A 19,012-nucleotide genomic window follows, 5' to 3' on the forward strand; every position below is an offset into this window, starting at 1 on the left:
GGCCCTGCCGCCCTTTGACGCGCCCTTGCGAACAGGGTATGTTTTTTGCCTTGTACGTCACCCTTCAGGCCGGACGGAGTTCCATGAGCAGCATCATCCATCAGACGGGCAGCGTTCGCCCGCTTTCGCTTCAGGAAAGGGAACAGCCCCAGCTGTACCGCGAGCTTTTTCCTTACACCAGCATCTGCCGCACGAGCTTTGACGGGGTGCTCCTCGCCCCGCGCCCGGCCGAACAGATGCGCATCACGGACACCACCTTCCGCGACGGCCAGCAGGCCCGGCCGCCGTACACGGTCAAGCAGGTGGCCAGGATGTTCGACTTCCTGCACCGCATGGGCGGCAAAACAGGCCTGATCACGGCTTCGGAGTTCTTCCTGTACTCCGCCAAGGACCGCAAGTGCATCGACGTCTGCCGTGCGCGCGGTTACCGCTTCCCGCGCGTGACCGCCTGGATCCGCGCCAACAAGGAAGACCTCAAGCTGGCCCGCGATATGGAATTCGACGAGACCGGCATGCTGACCAGCGTGTCGGACTACCACATCTACCTCAAGCTGGGGAAGACCCGGCAGCAGGCCATGGACATGTATCTGGACATGGCCCGGCAGGCCCTGGAATGGGGCATCATCCCGCGCTGCCACTTTGAGGACGTGACCCGCGCCGACATCTACGGCTTCTGCCTGCCCTTCGCCCAGAAACTCATGGAGCTGAGCCAGCAGAGCGGCATGCCGGTCAAGATCCGCCTCTGCGACACCATGGGCTACGGCGTGCCCTATCCCGGCGCGGCCCTGCCCCGCTCGGTGCAGCGCATCGTGCGCGCCTTCACCGATGAGGCCGGCGTGCCCGGCGACTGGCTGGAATGGCACGGCCACAACGATTTCCACAAGGTGCTGGTCAACGGCGTCACGGCCTGGCTCAACGGCTGCGGCGCGGTCAACAGCACGCTGTTCGGCTTTGGCGAGCGCACCGGCAACACGCCGCTGGAAGCCCTGATCATCGAATACATCTCGCTCACCGGCGACGACGCCGCCGCCGATACCACCATCCTGAGCGAGATGGCCGAGTTCTTCGAAAAGGAACTGCACTACAACATCCCCTACAACTATCCCTTCGTGGGCCGCGACTTCAACGCCACCAGCGCCGGGGTCCATGCCGACGGCCTGGCCAAGAACGAAGAGATCTACAACATCTTCGACACCAAGCACCTGCTGGGCCGTCCGGTGCCCATCATCATCACCGACAAGACCGGCCGCGCCGGGGTGGCCTACTGGATCAACGTCAACCTCAAGCTGCCCGAGGGCAAGCAGATCTCCAAGAAGCACCCGGCCGTGGACCAGATCTACGAAGCCATCGTGGCCATCTACGATACCGGCCGCACCACCCACCTTTCCCATGACGAGATGGCGGCCCTGGTGCAGCGCTTCATGCCGGAACTGTTCGAGACCGAGTTCGACCACATGAAGGAACTGGCCGACGAGCTGGCCGCCCACCTCATCGCCCGCCTGGCGCAGAACGCGGATCTGCGCGACTTCGGCAAGCATGCCTGCGCCCGTCTGGACAGCTTTTCGCGCGAGTACCCCTTCATCCAGTACCTTTACCTCACGGACACCCGGGGCAGCCTCAAGTGCGCGGCCATCACCGACCCCGCCTACCGTGAAAAGTACGAGGCCCTGCCCATCGGTTTCGACTTCTCGCAGCGCGAGTGGTTCAAGATGCCCATGCAGACCGGCGACCTGCACATCATGGACGTCTATCAGTCCCAGTTCACGGGCAAGCTGGTCATCACCGTGTCCTGCCCGGTGACGGACGATGACGACAATATCGTGGGCGTCATCGGCGTGGACATCCAGCTTGAGCAGCTGCTCAAGCGTTCGCAGGCCCTGCAGCAGGAAGCCCGCGCCGCCGAGGACTAGACGCAGTGCGGCGCGCCGGAGCCGGTGCGCCGCTTTTTGCCGACAGGCCGCTCCGGGCGGCCGCAATCAGGAACAAAGAAGGATGCAGACAATGAGCAGCAAACGAGTTTACTGGATCGAAGGCGACGGCATCGGCCCCGAAATCTGGCGCGCCGCCCGCCCTGTCATCGACGCCGCGCTGGCCAAGGAATCGGACATGCGCATCGAATGGGTGGAACTGCTGGCCGGCGAAAAAGCCACGGCCGAGACCGGCTCCCCCCTGCCCGAAGCCACCCTCGAGGCCCTGCGCGACGCCGAATACGCCATGAAGGGCCCCCTGGGCACGCCCGTGGGCACCGGCATCCGCAGCCTCAACGTGGCCCTGCGCCAGACCCTGGACCTGTACGCCTGCATCCGCCCCGTGCGCTATTTCGAAGGTCTGGAAACGCCGGTCAAGCATCCCGAGCGCGTGAACATGGTCATCTTCCGCGAGAACACCGAGGACGTGTACGCGGGCATCGAATACGCCGCCCAGACCCCGGAAGCCCGGAAGCTCATCGCCTTTTTGCGCGAGGCCTTCGGCGTGACCAAGATCCGCGAGGAAGCCGCCGTGGGCATCAAGCCCATGAGCGAGTTCGGCTCCAAGCGCCTGGTGCGCCGCGCCCTGCGCTTTGCCCTGGACACCGGCAGCCAGAGCCTGACCCTGGTGCACAAGGGCAATATCATGAAGTTCACCGAAGGCGGCTTCCGCCAGTGGGGCTATGACGTGGCCGCCCAGGAATTCGGCGACCTGACCTGCACCGAGAAGGAACCCGTGGCAGGCCGTCTGGTGGTCAAGGACCGCATCGCCGACGCCATGTTCCAGGAAGCCCTGCTGCGTCCCGAGCAGTACCAGATCCTGGCCACGCCCAACCTCAACGGCGACTACATCTCCGATGCCCTGGCCGCGCAGGTGGGCGGTCTGGGCCTGGCCCCGGGCGTCAACATGTCCGACTCCCTGGCCTTCTATGAAGCCACCCACGGCACCGCGCCCACCATCGCCGGCCAGGACAAGGCCAACCCCGGCAGCGTGATCCTTTGCGGCGCCCTGATGCTGGAACAGATGGGCGTGCCCGCGGCCGCCGAACGCATCCGCAGCGCCGTGAGCAAGGCCATCGCCGCCCGCGCCGTCACCGTGGACCTGGCCGCCCAGGTGGAAGGCGCCCGCGTGGTGGGCTGCCAGGAATTCGGCGAGATCATCGGCGCCTGCCTGTAGGCGGGCCCTGTCCCGCCGGAGCATCGGCATATCCGCACCGGGATGGCCGAACCGGCATATGCGGGAGGAAGGGCGCATCCCTGCGGGGCCCCTTCCTCCTTTTTTTCCCGCGCCTGTCGCGGTACGCTGTGCAGGAACGCGCATGGTCTCTCTGGAAAACCTGCTGCTCTACATCCCGCTGACGGCCCTGCTGGTCATGCTGCCCGGCCCGGACTTCGCCCTCATCACCCGCATCTCCCTCAGCGAGGGCCGGGACTCCGGGCAGGCCGCGGCCTGCGGCGTGGCCCTGGGCATCATGGTCCATACCACGGCCGCCATGCTGGGCATCAGCGCGCTCATCGCCCGGTCCGTGGCCCTGTTCACGCTGTTGCGCTATGCCGGGGCCGCCTACCTTTGCTGGATGGGCATCCACGCCCTGCGCGCCGGACGCGCGGTCACGGACGCCGTGGTGCGGCACGGCGGGCGGGAGGACGGACAGCCGCCCGTGCCCGGCCTGCGCCGCCGGGCCTTCCGGCAGGGCTTTTTGACCAATGTGCTCAATCCCAAGGCCGTGGTCTTTTTCCTGACCATGCTGCCGCAATTCCTGGACCCGCACGCCGCCCTCTGGCCCCAGTTCCTCGAGCTGGGCGGCATCATGGCCCTGTTCTGCCTGGGCTGGTATCTGCTGCTGGCCGCCCTGCTGCACCGCATCCGCGCCATCTTCGCCCGGCCCGCCTTCCAGGCCTGGCTGCACCGGCTCACGGGCCTGATCTTCATCGGCTTCGGCCTGCGGCTGGTGCTGGAGAAGCTCTAGGGCCTGCCCGCGCAACCCTTTCCCCGCCGAGGTGCCCATGCACGAGATCCCCCTGCAACGTGTGGCCGCCATCCATGACCTTTCCGGTTTTGGACGCGCCTCGCTGACCGTGGTCATCCCCATCCTTGCCAGCATGGGCGTCCAGACCTGTCCCCTGCCCACGGCGGTGCTCTCCTCGCAGACTTCCGGTGTGGAGGGCTTCACCTTCCACGACCTGACGGCCGAGATGGGCCCCATGCTGGACCACTGGCAGGAGCTGGGCCTGACCTTCGACGCCGTGTACACCGGCTTTCTGGGCAACCCGCGCCAGCTGGAGATCGCGGCCCGCTGCATCGGCCGGTTCCTCAAGCCCGGCGGCTTCGCCCTGGTGGATCCGGTGCTGGGCGACAACGGCGTCCTGGACCCCACCCAGACACCGGAGATGGTGGCGGCCATGCGCCAGCTCATCGGCCACGCCCACGTCATCGCGCCCAATCTCACCGAGGCGGCCTTCCTGCTGGACGAGCCCTTCCGGCCGGACATCTCGCCCGACGGGCTCAAGGAGCAGCTGCAACGCCTGGCGGCCATGGGCCCGGACAGGGTGGTCATCACCAGCGCCCCGGCCGTTCGCCCGGGCCATTGCGCGGCCGTGGCCTATGACCGGGAACAGGACCGCTTCTGGAAGATGGAATCGCCCTATATCCCGGCCTTTTATCCCGGCACGGGCGATACGTTTTCCAGCGTGCTGGTGGGGGCTTTCCTCCAGGGGGACAGCCTGCCCGTGGCCCTGGAACGCGCGGTGCGCTTCGTGACCCTGGGCATCCGCGTGACCTACGGCTACGACACCCGCCACAGCGACGGCGTGCTGCTGGAACGCACCCTGCCCGCCCTGCGGGACCGCTGCGCCATCGGGGAGTACGAGGCGTTCTAGGGCAGGACGCATCACCGCGGCTGTGCTTCTGTGGAATATTCCAACTACTATGCTGAAATAAAAGACCATTTTCAGGAATGAGGCCTCTCGTCCCCATTTGTCCACAAAAATTTGGCGCTTTGGGGGGAAGACGGGGAAGTTTGAGGGGGATGGCCCCAACCTTTCCACAGCGCTTTTTCAGATGAGCGCGGGAGCATGCGGCAAGCATCCTGCACCGGGCATGCGTAGCCGATTTTTCTATTTATTTGAAATAAAGTGTAAAATTTGTTTCGACACGCCCTGGGCAGGAGGACGGTATCGTACTTCGCATCCCCTGCAGCGGCGGTCGCGCGGGGAAAATGGCACGGGAATGCCAGGACGCGGCCCGTATGCAGCCCGGACGTTCGGGAGGCCTCAGGCTGCGGGACTGTCGCGTTCCGGGCGCTTCGCGGCTTGTGGCCCGGATTCGTTGCGGAGGTGTCCCGCAGGCAGCCCGGACGTGAGGCGAGGCCCGGACAAAGGCATGCCTGGAAAGGGAGGACCGTTCGGTGGCCTGCCCGCACAGGCCGGGACGGCAGCAGGAGGGCGCGGCCGCGCATCTCCACGAGGCATCGCGTCATCAGGCCGGAGGAGCCATGAAACGATCTGTTTGTCTGCTGCTGGCAGCGTGCGCCATTTTTGCTGCCATTCCCGGTGCGTTCCTGTGGGCGGCGGCGCGGGCGGATACCGTTGTGGAGGACAGGGGCGTCGCGCTCATCGCGGACGACAGCGGGCGTTCCAGCGCGTTTGAAGAAGAGCTGCTGGCCCGTTATGCCGGCAGGGGAATCCGCTCCGTGGAGGTCGCCGCCTATGCCAGAGGCATCGACATCGTCTTCGTGGCGGCCGACAGCAAGATGACGCGGGCGGAGTTCTCCGCCATCGCTTCCCGTAGTGTCAGGGAATTCAGGGAGCGTTTCGGTCTCGGCAAGGATGTGCCCATCGGGGCCGTCCTTGACTATCAAAAGGATGCGGCGACGGATGCCCGGACGCGCTTCGTGCTGAAGCTGCGTTAGCGGCAGGGGCGGCTCCGCGTCAAAGCCTTTCTATGTATCCCGACGCGGGATCAGGATCTCTCCTTCGGGTGTGTAGAAATTGTCCTCCATACAAAGTCCTGCGACATATGCTTTGAGGGGGATATCAGTACGGCTTTCACTGGTTTTGCGCAGCAGCTCGGCAGGATTACGGCTTTCATCACTATTGTCCTGCTTGCATCCTTCGAATATGGCCAGCGCCTTGTCAGGGAGGAAGATGTCGTGACGGCATTCCGGACAGGACAAACCCAGTGCCGGGAGTGTCATGGCGTTTTTCCGGATCCTGACACATTTTTGGGCAGTGCCAACCGGCACGATCTCATAGGAGAAACTGTCTGGCGTCATGGAGAAATAGGCCAGCAAGCGGATATGGTTCCCATTGCGCCAGCAGCACGCCTGTATCTCCGGGGGCAGGCCGGAGAAAATCGTGTTGATGCGATCGTCTGTGAACTGCAGCCCTCCCATGGCTTCCTGACACAGGGCGTCCGGTGTGGCTTCCATGGGGAAGCGGATGAGCGGGGAATTCTCTCTGGGCATAGTAAAATTCCATTTTGCCATACCCAGGGCAAGCAGGAGTTCTCCTTGCTCCTTTGTGAGGGAAAAGGTCTTTTTATGCTTGGGCCGCCCGGCTTTTTTCTGGGCAGGTTTTTCGCCAATGCTCGCTTTGAGTTTAGGGTAACAAAGGATGATTGCGCTGTTCCGGGCCGATGGGGGATCTAACGAAGGCATGCTGTCTTCCAGAGCATCGAGTTCTGCCACTGTCAGCTGATCCCGCCCGGCATCAAAAAAGATCTTTTCGCCGGCCGGGCTCTGGCCTGTTTGCAGCAATTCTTCAGCGGAGACCCACAACTTGGCGTATTCCGGATCGAAATGCCGGAGCAGCACGGGCATGGCTTCCGGCTTCAGGGAAATCTGATAGAGCCAGATGCTGGTGGAGGTCAGCGCATGTTTATCGCCGCCGCCATGGCGACCGCGATAGGGCGGAAGCTTTTTGAACAGCCTGGCTTCATACATGGTATCCTCCAGGACCAGCTCTTCCCGGAGTTCACGCATCAGGGCGTTCCTGTGGCTCGCGTCGGCATGTTCTTTCAGCCCTTCTGGACCTGTCAGCAGAAAAAGCTGCTCTTCCCTGCTGCCGCTGCCGGAAGGCAAGTCGCGCAATTCAAGCCGGCCTCCCGGAAGGACGAGCATTCCCTTTTTCCTGTCTCCATCATTGGTCGATATTTCGCGCTTGTGGCAAAGAAAGTAGCCGTTGCAGCGCAGCAGGGCGAAGGAGACATGGCTGTAGCGTACGACGGGTTCATCAGGATCCGTATCCAGATACTCTGCCATTTTTTCGAGCAGATCGCGCCGCTCCTTTTTCAGCGTGACGGATTCCGATTCTGTCCAGAAATTCCTTGGGAAGATGCCTTCATCTCCATGGTGGGACTGTCGGGCCAGCAGGCGTAGAAGGGAAACGCCGACCGTACGGGCCGGATAGGAGATGAAACTGATCTCCCCCTGTTCCAGGCGCTGAAGGTCCAGCACGCCGGCCAGGCGCAGCACCAACAGGCAGCAGTCGAGAGCCGTGTCCGTGCTGCCGGCCCTGGCCTGGGGGAATTCTGCAGCAAGACGTTGCTGCAGGGCATCCACGCAGATCTGGGACGCCGTTCCGTCTTCGGCCATGAGCGGCAACAACGCCTCCAGCCTGCGGATGATCCGGGCGGAAAAAAATTTTTCCATAGCGACCTGATAAAATTTTATAATATAATCAATAAGATATCATATATATTCCCAACAAGGGGAAATACCTTTCTTCCTCGCGGGGCATACCTTTCTTTCCGATAAGCTTCCGTTTTTCTTTTATCCGTACAGGCCCCAAAAGTCCATTGAGAGCCCCGTTGTGTCTTTTTCACAACGGGGCTCTTTGGATTCTCAGGGCCGCAGATCCGTCGGCAAGGGCCTGGAGAGGCGGTCAGTTTTCCAATTAGCCGGCCTATTTCTTCTGACAGCAAAATGTATATTGGCACCATGGAACGAGGCGCAGCCATTGTAGGGCAAGGCTGGATGGTCCTTCCACAAAGGAAGGTGAAATGGCCCGGCGATGCTTGCCGGTGAAAAGGAGGTCGCCATGATCGAAGTGATCGAAGTTCCCTGCATCTAGGCAATGTGAGTGGTACTGGACGGATGTGTGGTTCAATCCGCCTGTCGGTGCTTGCCGGCAGGTCAAAATGAAAATCTTAAGGAGAATACGATGAAAAAACTGATCGCCATCGACCTGCTCCCTGCGGAGCGCCGTGCCAAGGAACTGGGTTTCCCCTACTTTCCGCTGAAGGGCTTTGTGGACCTGTGCAGCGCCGGTGAGGTGGACGTGATCGAGGTGTTGTGCACTCTGCAGCGCCGCGTGCCGGACAATGATTCCGCCGAGGCCGTGGCCCAGGTCAGCCAGCAGTTCGAGGCCAAGCGTCATGCGCTGGAAATGAACGGCGCCCGCATCATCGAGTGCCCCGCCAAGCGCAGCCCCAACAGCACCAGTGGCTACAAGCAGAGCGACGACCAGCGCCTGATGATCACGACCATGGCCGTGGCCATGAAGCTGCGCCCGGACTTCCTGACACTGGTGGCCGCGGACGGAGACTACGCACCCATGGTCGAGGAGCTGCGCAAGGAGGGCATCCGTACGGAGGTCGTGGCCTCTCCGACCATGCTTGCCACGGATCTGAAGCGTACGGCTGTGAACGTCGCCGATCTGGATGAACTGCTGCGTTCCCTGCAGAGCTAGAGGAGGAAAGCCATGAGCAAGTTCCGTCGCAATGAGCATGGGTTGATGGTCCGCGCCAATTCCTACGGCCGTACGTCCTACGGAGAGCTGGCCCGGGAAATGGATCTGAAGCACGGTGAGACCCTGTACGCGGTCGATGTGGAAAAGGGAGCCAAGGTTTCCAGGCCCATCAAGCCCGGCCAGAAGGATGTCTCCCACAAGCCCGGCACGACCTTCGTGGCCGGTCCCACCATCACCAAAGCTTCCGGCTTGCTGGGATGGCTCAGGAATGGTGGGTCCCGTCCGGCGGAGACGCCCGTGGGAGGCCATGTTGCGGGTGGCCCGGTGCCGACTGGATCGTGTGCGGGGGGGCTGCCCCCCGTACTGAAAAAAGAGGTCGCCGAGTTGCACGCTGCCGGATTCGGTGCGGTGCCTCCGCCGGAAAAGAGCAAGTGGGGCTGGGTCATCAAGCTGAAAGGCCTGGTCCTTGCCGGTGGCATCCGTACGGATGCGATGATCCTGCTTCCGGCAGCCTATCCCGCGGCCTGCCCCATCGGCTTCTATCTGCGTGAAGGGGCCTGCACCGGGACGCTGGACACGGGCCACGTCTTCAAGGGGGCCTACCATGGCGCGCCGGATCTTTCTGCCGATGGCTGGATGTGGTTCTGCGGTGTGGCGGGAGACTGGATCCCGGGACGGCATACGTTGCTCAGCTATGTCACTTGCGTGTTTGCGATGTTCACCAATGAAGGTCTGGAGGGCTAGATGGAACGCACGCTCGTGATCCCGAGAGGACTGTGGGAAGGCCTGCGGCCTTCCCTCTTTCCTGAAAACGGCAATGAGGGCTTCGTCGCTGGGCTGGCCCGGCCGTGTCCCTCGTGGGACGGTATCCGCTATGTGCTGGAAAAAACGCTGGACATGGCCAGGGACGGCCTTGCGTACAGTTTTCCTGCCGGGGTCGGTCTTTCCCGGGCGGAGTCGTCGCGGATCAACACCATCAGTGCCAGGGCCGCCCACTATGGACTGGTCCCTGTCCATTTGCATTCCCATCCTGCCGGGATGCCTGATTTCAGCGGCTACGATGATCAGGAGGAAGCCGGGTTGCATGCCTGGCTGCAGCACGAAGGACAGCCGTTGCTGCTGAGTCTGGTCTGTTCCAGGGATGGCGATCCGTACGGGCGGATCTGGGAGCAGGGCAAGCAGGAGATGTGTTCCGTCCGCATCGGCTTGCAGACATTTTTCCCCCCGGATGCCAGGTTGGTACAGCTGCCGGCCCTGGACAGGCAGCGGGCTTTCGGGAGGGCTTTCGCTTCGGCGGCGGCCCGGCTGCGGGTCGGTATCGTTGGTATCGGGGGCGTCGGGATGCCCGTTGCCGAACAGATGGCCCGGAGCGGGTTCCGCCATTTCGTCCTGATGGACCCCGACAGGGTGGAAGCCGTCAATCTGAACAGACTGTATGGCCTGCGTACCCGGGATATCGGGAGGTTCAAGGTGGATGTCGCAGCCGCGTCCATACGCCGGGCCTGTGAGAGCGTGGGGACAAAGGCCTCTGTCCGTGTGTACAGGGCGGATGTCAATACGGCCTCGAAACGGCAGATGAATGTTTTGAAGGGCTGTGATCTGCTCCTTGCCCTGACAGATGACGAGCTGTCGCGGATCACCTGTTTGAATCTGGCCCTGGATGGCGGGGCCGAGTACTTGCAGGCGGGAGTGCGCATCAGTCAGGTAGCGGAGACCAGCGTCATCGATTCCATCAAAACGGAAGTGACCGGAGCGGAAGTGGGGCGCTACTGTCCGTTGTGCTGCGGCAGGCTCGATCCCGGGCAGGCGTCCATCGATGCCCGCCGTTACGTTGGGGGCGATGTCTGGGAAAAGGCCCTTTCTGAAGGGTATGTCCCGGAAGAACCGGCACCGTCCGTCATGTCCCTGAATGCGATTACCGCGGGGGCCCTGGTGCTGGAGATCCAGAAAAGGGTTGCCGGTCTGGCTATGGCGGATCTGGTGCAGCATGACTGGCTTACCGGAAAGTTTTTCCATATCCGCCATGTGGAGCAGCAACTGGCTGCTGGCGACTGCGCGATTTGCGGCAGGCAGGAGGCGTGAGCCGGCCCGGCAAGGAGACTCCCGGTGGTGCAAGAGGCAGAGCGGTCATGCCGTCCTCTGGGGGCGGGACAGTGCCGGTAAACCGTCCTTGCAGGCAGGCAAGCGAAAAAGCCCTTACGGCATACACCGTAAGGGCTTGATCTTTCTGGTTGCGGGGGCAGGATTTGAAACTGCGCCCTTCGGGTCATGAGCCTGGATGGAGTCATTTCCGATCCCTTTCGTTTTTCTCCTGATCCCTGCGTATCGTTCAGTCGACATGACAGCAGGCAGATGGCCCATTTCGCCGCCTTTACACTTTTTCGGCTTGATACGGTGGGGATATGGTGGGGACAGAGAGGGACGAGATCCGCAGGGAGTCCTTGCCATGTCTTCATTTGTGCGACATCAGACAGAAAAGGTCGGCCGTGGATCCGGACGCATGACAGCGCTAGGGACCGCGAACAGCGGGGGCGCGTTCGTACCATCCGCGCCCGCTGCCTGCGCCGGATGCCGGCCGTCACCGGCCCGGAAGATGCTGAAGGCGATCCGTTGTTGCTGGCATCCGGCAGGCCCTCGAAAGCAGGCTGGCCGTACATGCTGCCAGCCCGCGGATGCCAGCCATTTTTGATAGAGCGAGCATTTTTGGCTATGCTCTCCTTGAAGGAGAAAAACAAGAAGGACGTCGGCGGCATGGGCATGGACGGGCGGCAGCTCCATGAGTGCGTCGCCCCTGGCGGGGACAGCATCCCGAAGGATGCGATACTGTATGTTACGGATGCCGCAACAGTCCCTTCGGCCGGTCTTTCAGCATCGCCGTTTTTCAAAAAGCAATCATGCATCAGGGAGAGAGACATGCATATATATTATGCCACCAGGGGACTGCGCGGAAAGCCCTATCACAGTGACATCATAAACACAGACCTGTTTGCCTTTTTTCAGGGAAAGAGCTCGCGCACCATCCCCTCTGCAGAAAAGTTGCTCGCTGCCGGCGGCTTTCCCAAATGCGATATAGATATGGGGGAAAGCTCGGATTACGAATATGTGTGCGATAAAGGGACGTTCTATATCCCCAAAAGCATCTACATGGGGGAAGTCGTCAACGCCGGCTGGGCCGTCGATTATTACTTTGTGGTGCTTTGCGGCGATGCGGTGGAACTGCGCCATGTGCACTGGGACTGTCCGTGGTATGAGACGGTGGGGCGGGATACCGAAGTCACTGATCCCGCCATCATAGCAAAGATGGAGCGCACGCTGAAAGTGTTCCTGGAGGCGAACGCGCCCAGGATACCGGACGCTGTGCCCATATCGCGCCCGGCCCTGCGTGCGTTCTTTACCCTGCTCGGCGTTGCCGATGCCGAAGAGCTGGCGGAAAAGATCCATACCGCGGCCACGAAGCCGGCACAGTGCGCCGCGCTCTGTGAAGAATTCGACTTTGACGAACCCTACACCGGCTGGCATTTCACGTTGATGCGATTGGCCCTGAGGGATCGGAAACGCCTGGATTGGGTGGACTGGAAGGAAGCGCCGGAAGAAGTCTTCGCCTCCCTGTGCTGCCTCTTGCCGCCCGGGGCAAAGGAACAGCTGCCCCCCTGCGACGATGAGGACGCGTATCCCGAGGATGTGCTCCGCGCTTACGAACCCGCAGTGCATGATCTCTATGGTCTGACGATCCTGCTGTGGGACACTGGCGGTGATGAATACGTCTTTATGGTCGTCCCGGACGCCAAGGTATCGGAAGCGTTCGCGGCGGCCGCTGAACTGGGCATCACCCTGCAGCGTGTCGCGGACCTGTTTCACCAGGACTGAGCGGCGGCACAAAGGAAAGAAGCGGGAAGCCTTCGGAAATCACGGAAACTCTGACGACCATCTTCCGCCAGAGATCGCACGCTGACATCTGTGCAGCCCTGAGGATGCCCCGGGCCCCGACGGGCTGCATGGATATTTTGGGTAGGAATAGTTTTTTGCTGGGAATAGAGGGGGAAAGACCCCGCGTACGAAAAAAGGCTTACGATGCAAATCGTAAGCCTTTGATCTTTCTGGTTGCGGGGGCAGGATTTGAACCTACGACCTTCGGGTTATGAGCCCGACGAGCTACCGAGCTGCTCCACCCCGCGACGCGGTGATATCCGCACGTCATCCGTGCGAGAAGTCCTTTCTAGCCGAACAGGACTTGCCTGTCAACAAAAAAGATGATTTTTCCAAAATTTTTTCCGTCAGGGACGATTTTTCAGGCCGTGGCGGCCTGATCCGTCACCACAGGGCGGGACGTAGCATGGTAGGGATATGGCAGGCAGCCGGGCAGGTGCCGTCGTGGCTCCGTCTTCGGCGCATGGCGGTCTGTGTACGGGAGCCGGCAAAGAGTCCGGCTCCCTCATGGCGGCACGGCGGCCGTGCAAGGGCCGGGTCTGTGCCGGACCTGCTGTCAGCGCCTCCAGACTTTTGCGGACCGTTTTCCCTCATGGTACGGGGCCTCGCACAGGGACGGGCGAGCGGCCTTGTCGGGGCAGCCGGAGGGGAGCGGTCACGGAGCTGCCCGGCGGGCGGCGGAAGAACGCGGGCGGCAGCATTGGCTGCGGCCGGGACACGGTGCTGCCCGCGCGGAAGGCGGGCCATGCGTCAGGGCATGGCCGTCGTGCGCCGCATGCCGGCGCAGGGCGGTAGCGGCGGCCTTCCGCCGGACAGGCGCAGGGCAGCCGTCCCTCCGGCATCGCGTCACGCGCTGTCCGGCATATGCCGGGGCCGTCCCGCACGGTCCGTCGTTGTCCTGCCCCGGCGGTCGCGTCCCGGTCCTGCCCTGGTCAGCGCCCCGCGCTCCCGGGCCGTGCGCGCTTCCAGAGCGGCAGCAGGCAGAGCAGCAGGGCCGCCGCCGCCACATAGGCCGCGTCCATGCTCCAGAGGTCCTGCAGGCTGTAGGCCAGCACAGGGCCGATGGCCGCGCCGCAGTCCACGATGAAGGCATAGGAGGCCAGGGTGAGCGTGGGGTGGCCGTGTTCCTCGGCCGTGTCCGAGGCAGCGGCGTCGGCGAGGGTGGAAAGGCCCGTGGCGCAGAGCTGCGAACACAGCAGCAGCGGCAGCCACAGGGGCGCGGGCAGGGGCAGGGCCACCAGTCCCAGGGCGCAGGCCCCGCCGCCCAGACAGGCGCAGAGCACCGGGCCCCGGCCGCGCGGGCCGTCGGAAAGGCGGCCGAACCACGGCGCCAGCCACGGTTCCCAGAGCCAGCGCAGGGCCTGCAGGGTCCCGGCCAGGGTGGCGCAGCCCAGCACCAGCGCGCCGCCCAGTACCAGATCGCCCACATGCAGGGCCACCATGCGGCTGAGCGAGGCGGCGTAGATGCCCTGGAAGACCAGGGCCACGATGAGGCCCGTGGCGAAGATGCGGCGCATGGAGGGCAGGCGCAGATGCTGGCGCACCAGCAGGGTGGTGGCGGCCTGTCCCTGGCTGCTGTCGGGGCGGCCGCCGCGGGGGATGCGGCACAGGGCGGCCGGCAGGGCCGCCAGGGTCAGGCTGCCGAAGAGCAGGGCCACGGCGGAAAAGCCCAGCAGATCGGCCAGCAGGCCGCCGCCGACCATGCCCGCCAGACTGCCGAGGCGCACCAGACCGTTGTAGCGGCCCATGAGGAAACCGCGATTGTCCGGGCGCGAGGCCGCCACCAGGGCGAACAGGGAGCCCAGGCGCAGGAGCGTCCAGGCCAGGCCCCAGAGGCAGCGCAGCAGCAGCCAGGAAAGGAAGGACTGGGCCAGGCCGTAGCCCAGGGTGGCCGCGGCGGCCAGCAGCACGGCCAGGCTCATGCCCGTGCGCTGGTCGATGCGGGTATAGAGCAGGCGCACCAGGGGATTGAGCGGCAGGCGCACCAGACGGTTGACGGCCAGCAGCACGCCCACCTGCCAGAGCGCGGTCAGGCCGCATCCCTGCCAGAACAGGGGCAGGGCGATGTAGAGCATGGTGTCGCCCGCCAGGCAGAAGGCCGTGACCAGGGCCATGTCGCGAGCCAGGCGGCGGGCCGCGCGTTCATCGTCGCGGGGGGAAGGTGGGGGAGTGGCGTTCATGACCGTCGCTCGCAGGCCGGGGCCGTCAGTCGCGCCGGGCCAGGGAGGCCAGGGCCAGCCGGGCCAGCAGTTCCAGGCCCCGGGGCAGGACGCTCTCGTCGAAGGTGAAGCGGTTGGTATGGTGCCCGTCCGGGCGATCCGCGCCCAGTTGCAGATAGGCGGCCAGACCGCCGTCCTCCTGCACCTTGTTCATGAACCAGCCGAAGTCCTCCGAAGCCCAGAAATCGGCCTTGCGGCGCACCGTGCGGAAGGTGCCCATATCTTGGGCCGTGCGCTCCACCAGATCCACCAGCCCGGGACTGGACATGGCGCCGGGGCAGTGGCTCTGGCAGAGGAAGCGGCTGCGGCAGCCGTGCATGCGGGCCGCGCCGTCCACCACGCGCCGGGCCTCGGCCAGCATGTAGCCGTTGATGTCGCCGTTCTCGCCGCGGGTCTCGCCGCGCAGCCAGGCGCGGGCCGGGATGATGTTGGGCGTTTCGCTGGCGTGGAGCTCGCCCACGTTGATGCGCGAGGCCCCCTGACCGTGGCGGGCGATGGCCAGCAGGTGGGTCACGGCCGTACAGGCGGCCAGCAGGGCGTTGCGGCCCTCGTGGGGCGCCAGCCCGGCATGCGCGCTCTGGCCGGTGAACAGGACCTCGAAATTGGTGGTGGCCAGGAATTTGTCCGTGCCGCAGACCAGCTCGCCGCTGTGGCGGGCCTGCATGCTCAGGTGCAGGCCGAAGAGCGCGCGCACGCCATCCACGGCCCCGGCGGCCACCATGCCGGGGGCGCCTTCGCCCTCCTCCTCGGCAGGCTGGAAGATCAGGCGGATGCGCCCGCGCAGGCGGCGGGCCAGCTCCGGCTTCAGGGCGCCCAGCAGGCGGGCCAGCTCCACGCCCAGGGCCACATGGCCGTCATGCCCGCAGGCGTGCATGCAGCCCGCATGGCAGGAGGCGAAACCCTGCGCCGCCGGGGAATGGTCCCTGTCGGTGGCTTCGCTGATGCCCGTATTGGCGTCCATGTCGAAGCGGAAGGCCACCAGCGGGCCGCGCTCGCCGTCGGGCGTGTGGGGGCCGTCCAGGTCCAGGTCGCCCCACAGGCCCGTGAGCCCGCCGGACATGCAGGCCACCAGCCCCGGGTCCGCGCCTTCGCCCAGGGCCCGGCTGCTCTGGGCCGCGCAGAAGGCGGCCTCGGGCTGGCGGGGGCGGGCCGAGGGGCGCAGGGCATTGGCCCCCAGCGTGAGCCGGAAGTCGGCATCCCGCAGGGCGCTGGCCACCAGCGAGGCCGTCAGGTATTCCCCCCAGGCGGGCTCGGGGTGGCGGTGCAGGTGGCGGCGCAGGGCCGTCAGTCGCGGACCGGCGTCCGCGGCCTGCCGTCGGATCTCCTCTGCAAGGCGTTCCATGGTCATCTCCTTTGGTGCGGCGCATTGCCAAGGCCGCCCGCACAGGATATATGCCGGGGATACGTTCATGCAAGCCGCCAGATGCCCTCCGGCGGTTTTCCATCTGCACGAGGGACCTATGCTCACCCTGATCCTTGCTGTCGGCGTCGCGGTCGTCATCTCCTTCACCTGTTCCCTGACCGAGGCGGCCCTCTACGCCGTGCCCTGGTCGGCCATCGAAAAGATCCGCCATGAGGGCAGGCCCGTGGGCGAGGTGCTCTTCCGCCTGCGCAGCAATGTGGAAAAGCCCATCGCCGCCATCCTGACCCTGAACACCGTGGCCAACACCGCCGGTTCCGCCGTGGCGGGCGCGGCCTTCATGGCGGCTTTCGGCGCGGAATACATGGCCCTGTTCGCCGCGGGCTTCACGGTGCTCATCCTGGCCTTCGGCGAGATCGTGCCCAAGACCCTGGGGGTGGCCTACGCCACGCCCATCGCCTCGGTGCTGGCCCGTCCGCTGGAGATCGCGGTCAAGCTCCTGACCCCGGTCATCTGGCTGACCGGCCTGCTGACCCGGGTGCTGACGCCGCCCTCCAACGGCCCGGACATCTCCGAGGACGACATCCGCGCCGTGACCAGCCTTTCGCGCCAGGCCGGGCAGATCAAGGCCTATGAGGAGGCCTACATCCGCAACATCCTGGCCCTGGACCAGAAGCGCGTCTACGACATCATGACCCCGCGCACCGTGGTCTTTTCCCTGCCCGAGGACATGACCGCCGCCGAGGCCTACAAGAACCCGCGCCTGTGGCATGTGAGCCGCATCCCGGTCTACGGCGAGGACAACGAGGACCTGGTGGGCCTGGTGGACCGCCGCACCATCCTGCACTGCCTGCTGGAAGAGAAGGGCGAGACGCCGCTTTCCGAGATCATGAAGCCCCTGCACTTCGTGCTGGAGAGCCAGACCCTGGACAAGCTGCTGCGCGAGCTGCTGCATTCGCGCTCGCACCTGTTCGCGGTGCTGGACGAATACGGCGGCCTGGCCGGTGTGGTGACGCTGGAGGACGTCTTCGAGGAGATGCTCGGCAGCGAGATCATGGACGAGAGCGACAGTGTGGCCGATCTGCGCCAGATGGCCCGGCAGCGGCGGCAGGCCCTGCGGGCCGCCGGCCTCATGGAACAGCAGAAGAAGGAAGGACAGGCGCAGTCCCGGCCGTGACCGGGGCAGAGGCCCTGCCGCACAGCGATATGACGACGAAGCCCCGGCCCTGCCGGGGCTTCGGGCGTTCTGGGGCAAGAGGGCGGCGTGAGGTGGGCCCTTGCCGGCGCGGGAGCGGCCCTCCCTCAAATCCTCCCCTCTCTCCGGCGCGTTTTGCCAGGATGGGAGAAAGGCGCTGGAAGGCGGTCTTGGGGGCATCGGCGGCACAGCGCGGGCGGATGGCGGTCCGCAACCGTGCCCGCCTTACAGATAGGGCGAGAACAGCCAGCAGGCCGCGTCCCGCAGCTTGATGACCAGGGGGCGGTGGCGCAGGTCGGCAAGGGTCACTTCCCGGCTGCGGGCGGTGGTCAGGTCCATGTGCAGGGCCATGGCCGCATGGAAATCGGGGTCGAAGACTTCCATGTTCAGCTCGAAGTTCAGGCGCATGCTGCGGGCGTCCAGATTGGCGGAGCCGATCTGGCAGTAATAGCCGTCCACGGCCAGCAGCTTGGTGTGGGCGAAGGGCGGCGGCTGGAACCAGACGCGCACCCCGGCTTCCAGCAGCACGGGCAGCAGGCGGAAGCTGGCCCAGTGGACGAAGGGCAGGTTGTTCCTGCCCGGCAGGATCACGCGCACGCTGACCCCGCGCTGGGCCGCGCTGCGCAGGGCGGCGATGAGCTCGTGCGAGGGCAGGAAGTAGGGCGTCATGATGCGCACCGTATGCTGGGCGCTGCTGATGACGCCGCAGTAGAGGTCGTTGAGCGGGTCGGCCTCGGTGCCGGGGCCGTCCAGCACCATGCGGCAGAGGCTGTCCCCGGAAAAGATGTTGCTGCTGGGCGCCAGATCCTGCTGGTCGAATTCGCCGGTGGCGAAACCCCAGTCCAGCAGGAAGGCCCGGCGCATCTGGTCCACGATGGGGCCTTCGCAGCGGAAATGCAGGTCCTGCACGCAGCCGGGGTGGCGGCTCAGCACATGGTTGTCGGCGATGTTCATGCCGCCGGTGAAGCCGGTGCCGTCGCAGATCAGCAGTTTGCGGTGGTTGCGCAGGTTCAGGCTGAAGCTGGGCGGCAGCAGGCGCGGCGGCAGGAAGCGGGCCAGTTTGCCGCCGGCTTCGGGCAGGCGCTTCCAGGGCTTGCGCAGGGAGTAGACGGCGCCGCCGAAGCCGTCCACCAGCAGGCGCACGTCCACGCCGCGCCGGGCGGCGAGGCACAGGGCCTCGGTGAAGCTCTCGCCCACGCTGCCGCCGCGGAAGATGTAGGTGGAGAGGAAGACCTGCCTGCGGGCCTGGGTGATGGCGTGCAGCATGGCCGGATAGGCCTCGTTGCCGTTGCGCAGGGGCAGGATGCCGTTGCCGCTGCACAGGGTCTGGCCCGTGAGGCGGCGGCCCAGGATCTCCAGGGGCCATTCCTGCGGCGGCGCGATGGCCGTGCGGTGGCAGACGGCCTCGGGATGGTGGGCGTAGTCGGGCTCGATGGCGGCCATCCTGCGCATCAGGCGCGCGGCCAGGCTTTCCGCGCGGCTGATGCCGAACAGGCAGTAGAGCAGGATGCCCAGACCGGGCAAAAAAAGGACCGTCACGATCCAGCCAAGCGCCGAGCGCGGATCGCGCTTGTGCAGCAGGGCATGGCAGACGGCCCCCCAGGACAGAAGGTGCGCTGCCACAAGGGCAAGGGTTCCCAGTGTCAGCACGGCA

The 19,012-nt window shown here is 64.9% G+C and carries 14 protein-coding genes and 1 tRNA gene; 10 read left to right on the forward strand and 5 right to left on the reverse strand.

All coding sequences use genetic code 11. The annotated features are described in order from the left end of the window. The first annotated feature begins 83 nt into the window (after positions 1 to 83). From Q1X76_RS04065 to Q1X76_RS04085, 5 genes are all read left to right on the forward strand, one after another. Positions 84 to 1,910: a cache domain-containing protein gene (locus Q1X76_RS04065; protein ID WP_300718251.1), complete on the forward strand. Its 1,827-nt coding sequence runs from the start codon at positions 84 to 86 to the stop codon at positions 1,908 to 1,910. Positions 1,911 to 1,992: 82 nt separating this feature from the next. Then, complete coding sequence (gene icd / locus Q1X76_RS04070; RefSeq protein ID WP_300718252.1) at positions 1,993 to 3,144, forward strand: NADP-dependent isocitrate dehydrogenase; 1,152 nt, start codon at positions 1,993 to 1,995, stop codon at positions 3,142 to 3,144. A 142-nt stretch (positions 3,145 to 3,286) separates the two neighbouring features. Next, positions 3,287 to 3,937 (forward strand): LysE family translocator, encoded by a 651-nt coding sequence (locus Q1X76_RS04075; RefSeq protein WP_300718253.1) that lies wholly within the window; start codon positions 3,287 to 3,289, stop codon positions 3,935 to 3,937. 37 nt (positions 3,938 to 3,974) lie between these two features. Beyond that, positions 3,975 to 4,847: a pyridoxamine kinase gene (locus Q1X76_RS04080; protein ID WP_300718254.1), complete on the forward strand. Its 873-nt coding sequence runs from the start codon at positions 3,975 to 3,977 to the stop codon at positions 4,845 to 4,847. Between the two features lie 614 nt (positions 4,848 to 5,461). Further along, on the forward strand, positions 5,462 to 5,878 hold the full coding sequence (locus Q1X76_RS04085) for a hypothetical protein (protein WP_300718255.1): 417 nt from the start codon (positions 5,462 to 5,464) through the stop codon (positions 5,876 to 5,878). 30 nt (positions 5,879 to 5,908) lie between these two features. On the opposite strand, the gene Q1X76_RS04090 is transcribed toward Q1X76_RS04085, so the two are convergent. Further along, on the reverse strand, positions 5,909 to 7,618 hold the full coding sequence (locus Q1X76_RS04090) for a hypothetical protein (RefSeq protein WP_300718256.1): 1,710 nt from the start codon (positions 7,616 to 7,618) through the stop codon (positions 5,909 to 5,911). Positions 7,619 to 8,129: 511 nt separating this feature from the next. On the opposite strand from Q1X76_RS04090, the gene Q1X76_RS04095 reads away from it, so the two are divergent. The 4 genes from Q1X76_RS04095 (at position 8,130) to Q1X76_RS04110 (ending at position 12,524) form a co-directional block, all read left to right on the forward strand. Then, on the forward strand, positions 8,130 to 8,657 hold the full coding sequence (locus Q1X76_RS04095) for an NYN domain-containing protein (protein WP_300718257.1): 528 nt from the start codon (positions 8,130 to 8,132) through the stop codon (positions 8,655 to 8,657). A 12-nt stretch (positions 8,658 to 8,669) separates the two neighbouring features. Next, entirely contained in the window at positions 8,670 to 9,401 is a 732-nt protein-coding gene (locus Q1X76_RS04100) for a hypothetical protein (protein ID WP_300718258.1), read from the forward strand. Between the two features lie 132 nt (positions 9,402 to 9,533). Next, entirely contained in the window at positions 9,534 to 10,739 is a 1,206-nt protein-coding gene (locus tag Q1X76_RS04105; RefSeq protein WP_300718259.1) for a ThiF family adenylyltransferase, read from the forward strand. Between the two features lie 486 nt (positions 10,740 to 11,225). Continuing rightward, positions 11,226 to 12,524: a hypothetical protein gene (locus Q1X76_RS04110; protein ID WP_300718260.1), complete on the forward strand. Its 1,299-nt coding sequence runs from the start codon at positions 11,226 to 11,228 to the stop codon at positions 12,522 to 12,524. Between the two features lie 231 nt (positions 12,525 to 12,755). On the opposite strand, the gene Q1X76_RS04115 is transcribed toward Q1X76_RS04110, so the two are convergent. The 3 genes from Q1X76_RS04115 to Q1X76_RS04125 all read right to left on the reverse strand — a co-directional run bounded on the left by Q1X76_RS04115 (position 12,756) and on the right by Q1X76_RS04125 (position 16,145). Then, a tRNA-Met gene (locus Q1X76_RS04115) sits at positions 12,756 to 12,832 on the reverse strand. Positions 12,833 to 13,516: 684 nt separating this feature from the next. Next, complete coding sequence (locus Q1X76_RS04120) at positions 13,517 to 14,764, reverse strand: MFS transporter (RefSeq protein ID WP_300718261.1); 1,248 nt, start codon at positions 14,762 to 14,764, stop codon at positions 13,517 to 13,519. Positions 14,765 to 14,789: 25 nt separating this feature from the next. Continuing rightward, positions 14,790 to 16,145 (reverse strand): amidohydrolase, encoded by a 1,356-nt coding sequence (locus tag Q1X76_RS04125; RefSeq protein WP_300718262.1) that lies wholly within the window; start codon positions 16,143 to 16,145, stop codon positions 14,790 to 14,792. A 118-nt stretch (positions 16,146 to 16,263) separates the two neighbouring features. Here Q1X76_RS04125 and Q1X76_RS04130 point away from each other — a divergent pair, with 118 nt between their 5' ends. Beyond that, positions 16,264 to 17,340, forward strand: coding sequence for a CNNM domain-containing protein (locus Q1X76_RS04130; RefSeq protein ID WP_300718263.1), 1,077 nt, complete (start codon positions 16,264 to 16,266; stop codon positions 17,338 to 17,340). 243 nt (positions 17,341 to 17,583) lie between these two features. Here the strand turns inward: Q1X76_RS04130 and cls are convergent, their stop codons facing one another. Next, on the reverse strand, positions 17,584 to 18,981 hold the full coding sequence (cls, locus tag Q1X76_RS04135; protein ID WP_300718264.1) for a cardiolipin synthase: 1,398 nt from the start codon (positions 18,979 to 18,981) through the stop codon (positions 17,584 to 17,586). Between the last annotated feature and the right edge of the window lie 31 nt (positions 18,982 to 19,012).

Origin of the sequence: uncultured Desulfovibrio sp. (assembly GCF_949282365.1) — a bacterium.
Classification (GTDB): Bacteria; Desulfobacterota; Desulfovibrionia; order Desulfovibrionales; family Desulfovibrionaceae; genus Desulfovibrio.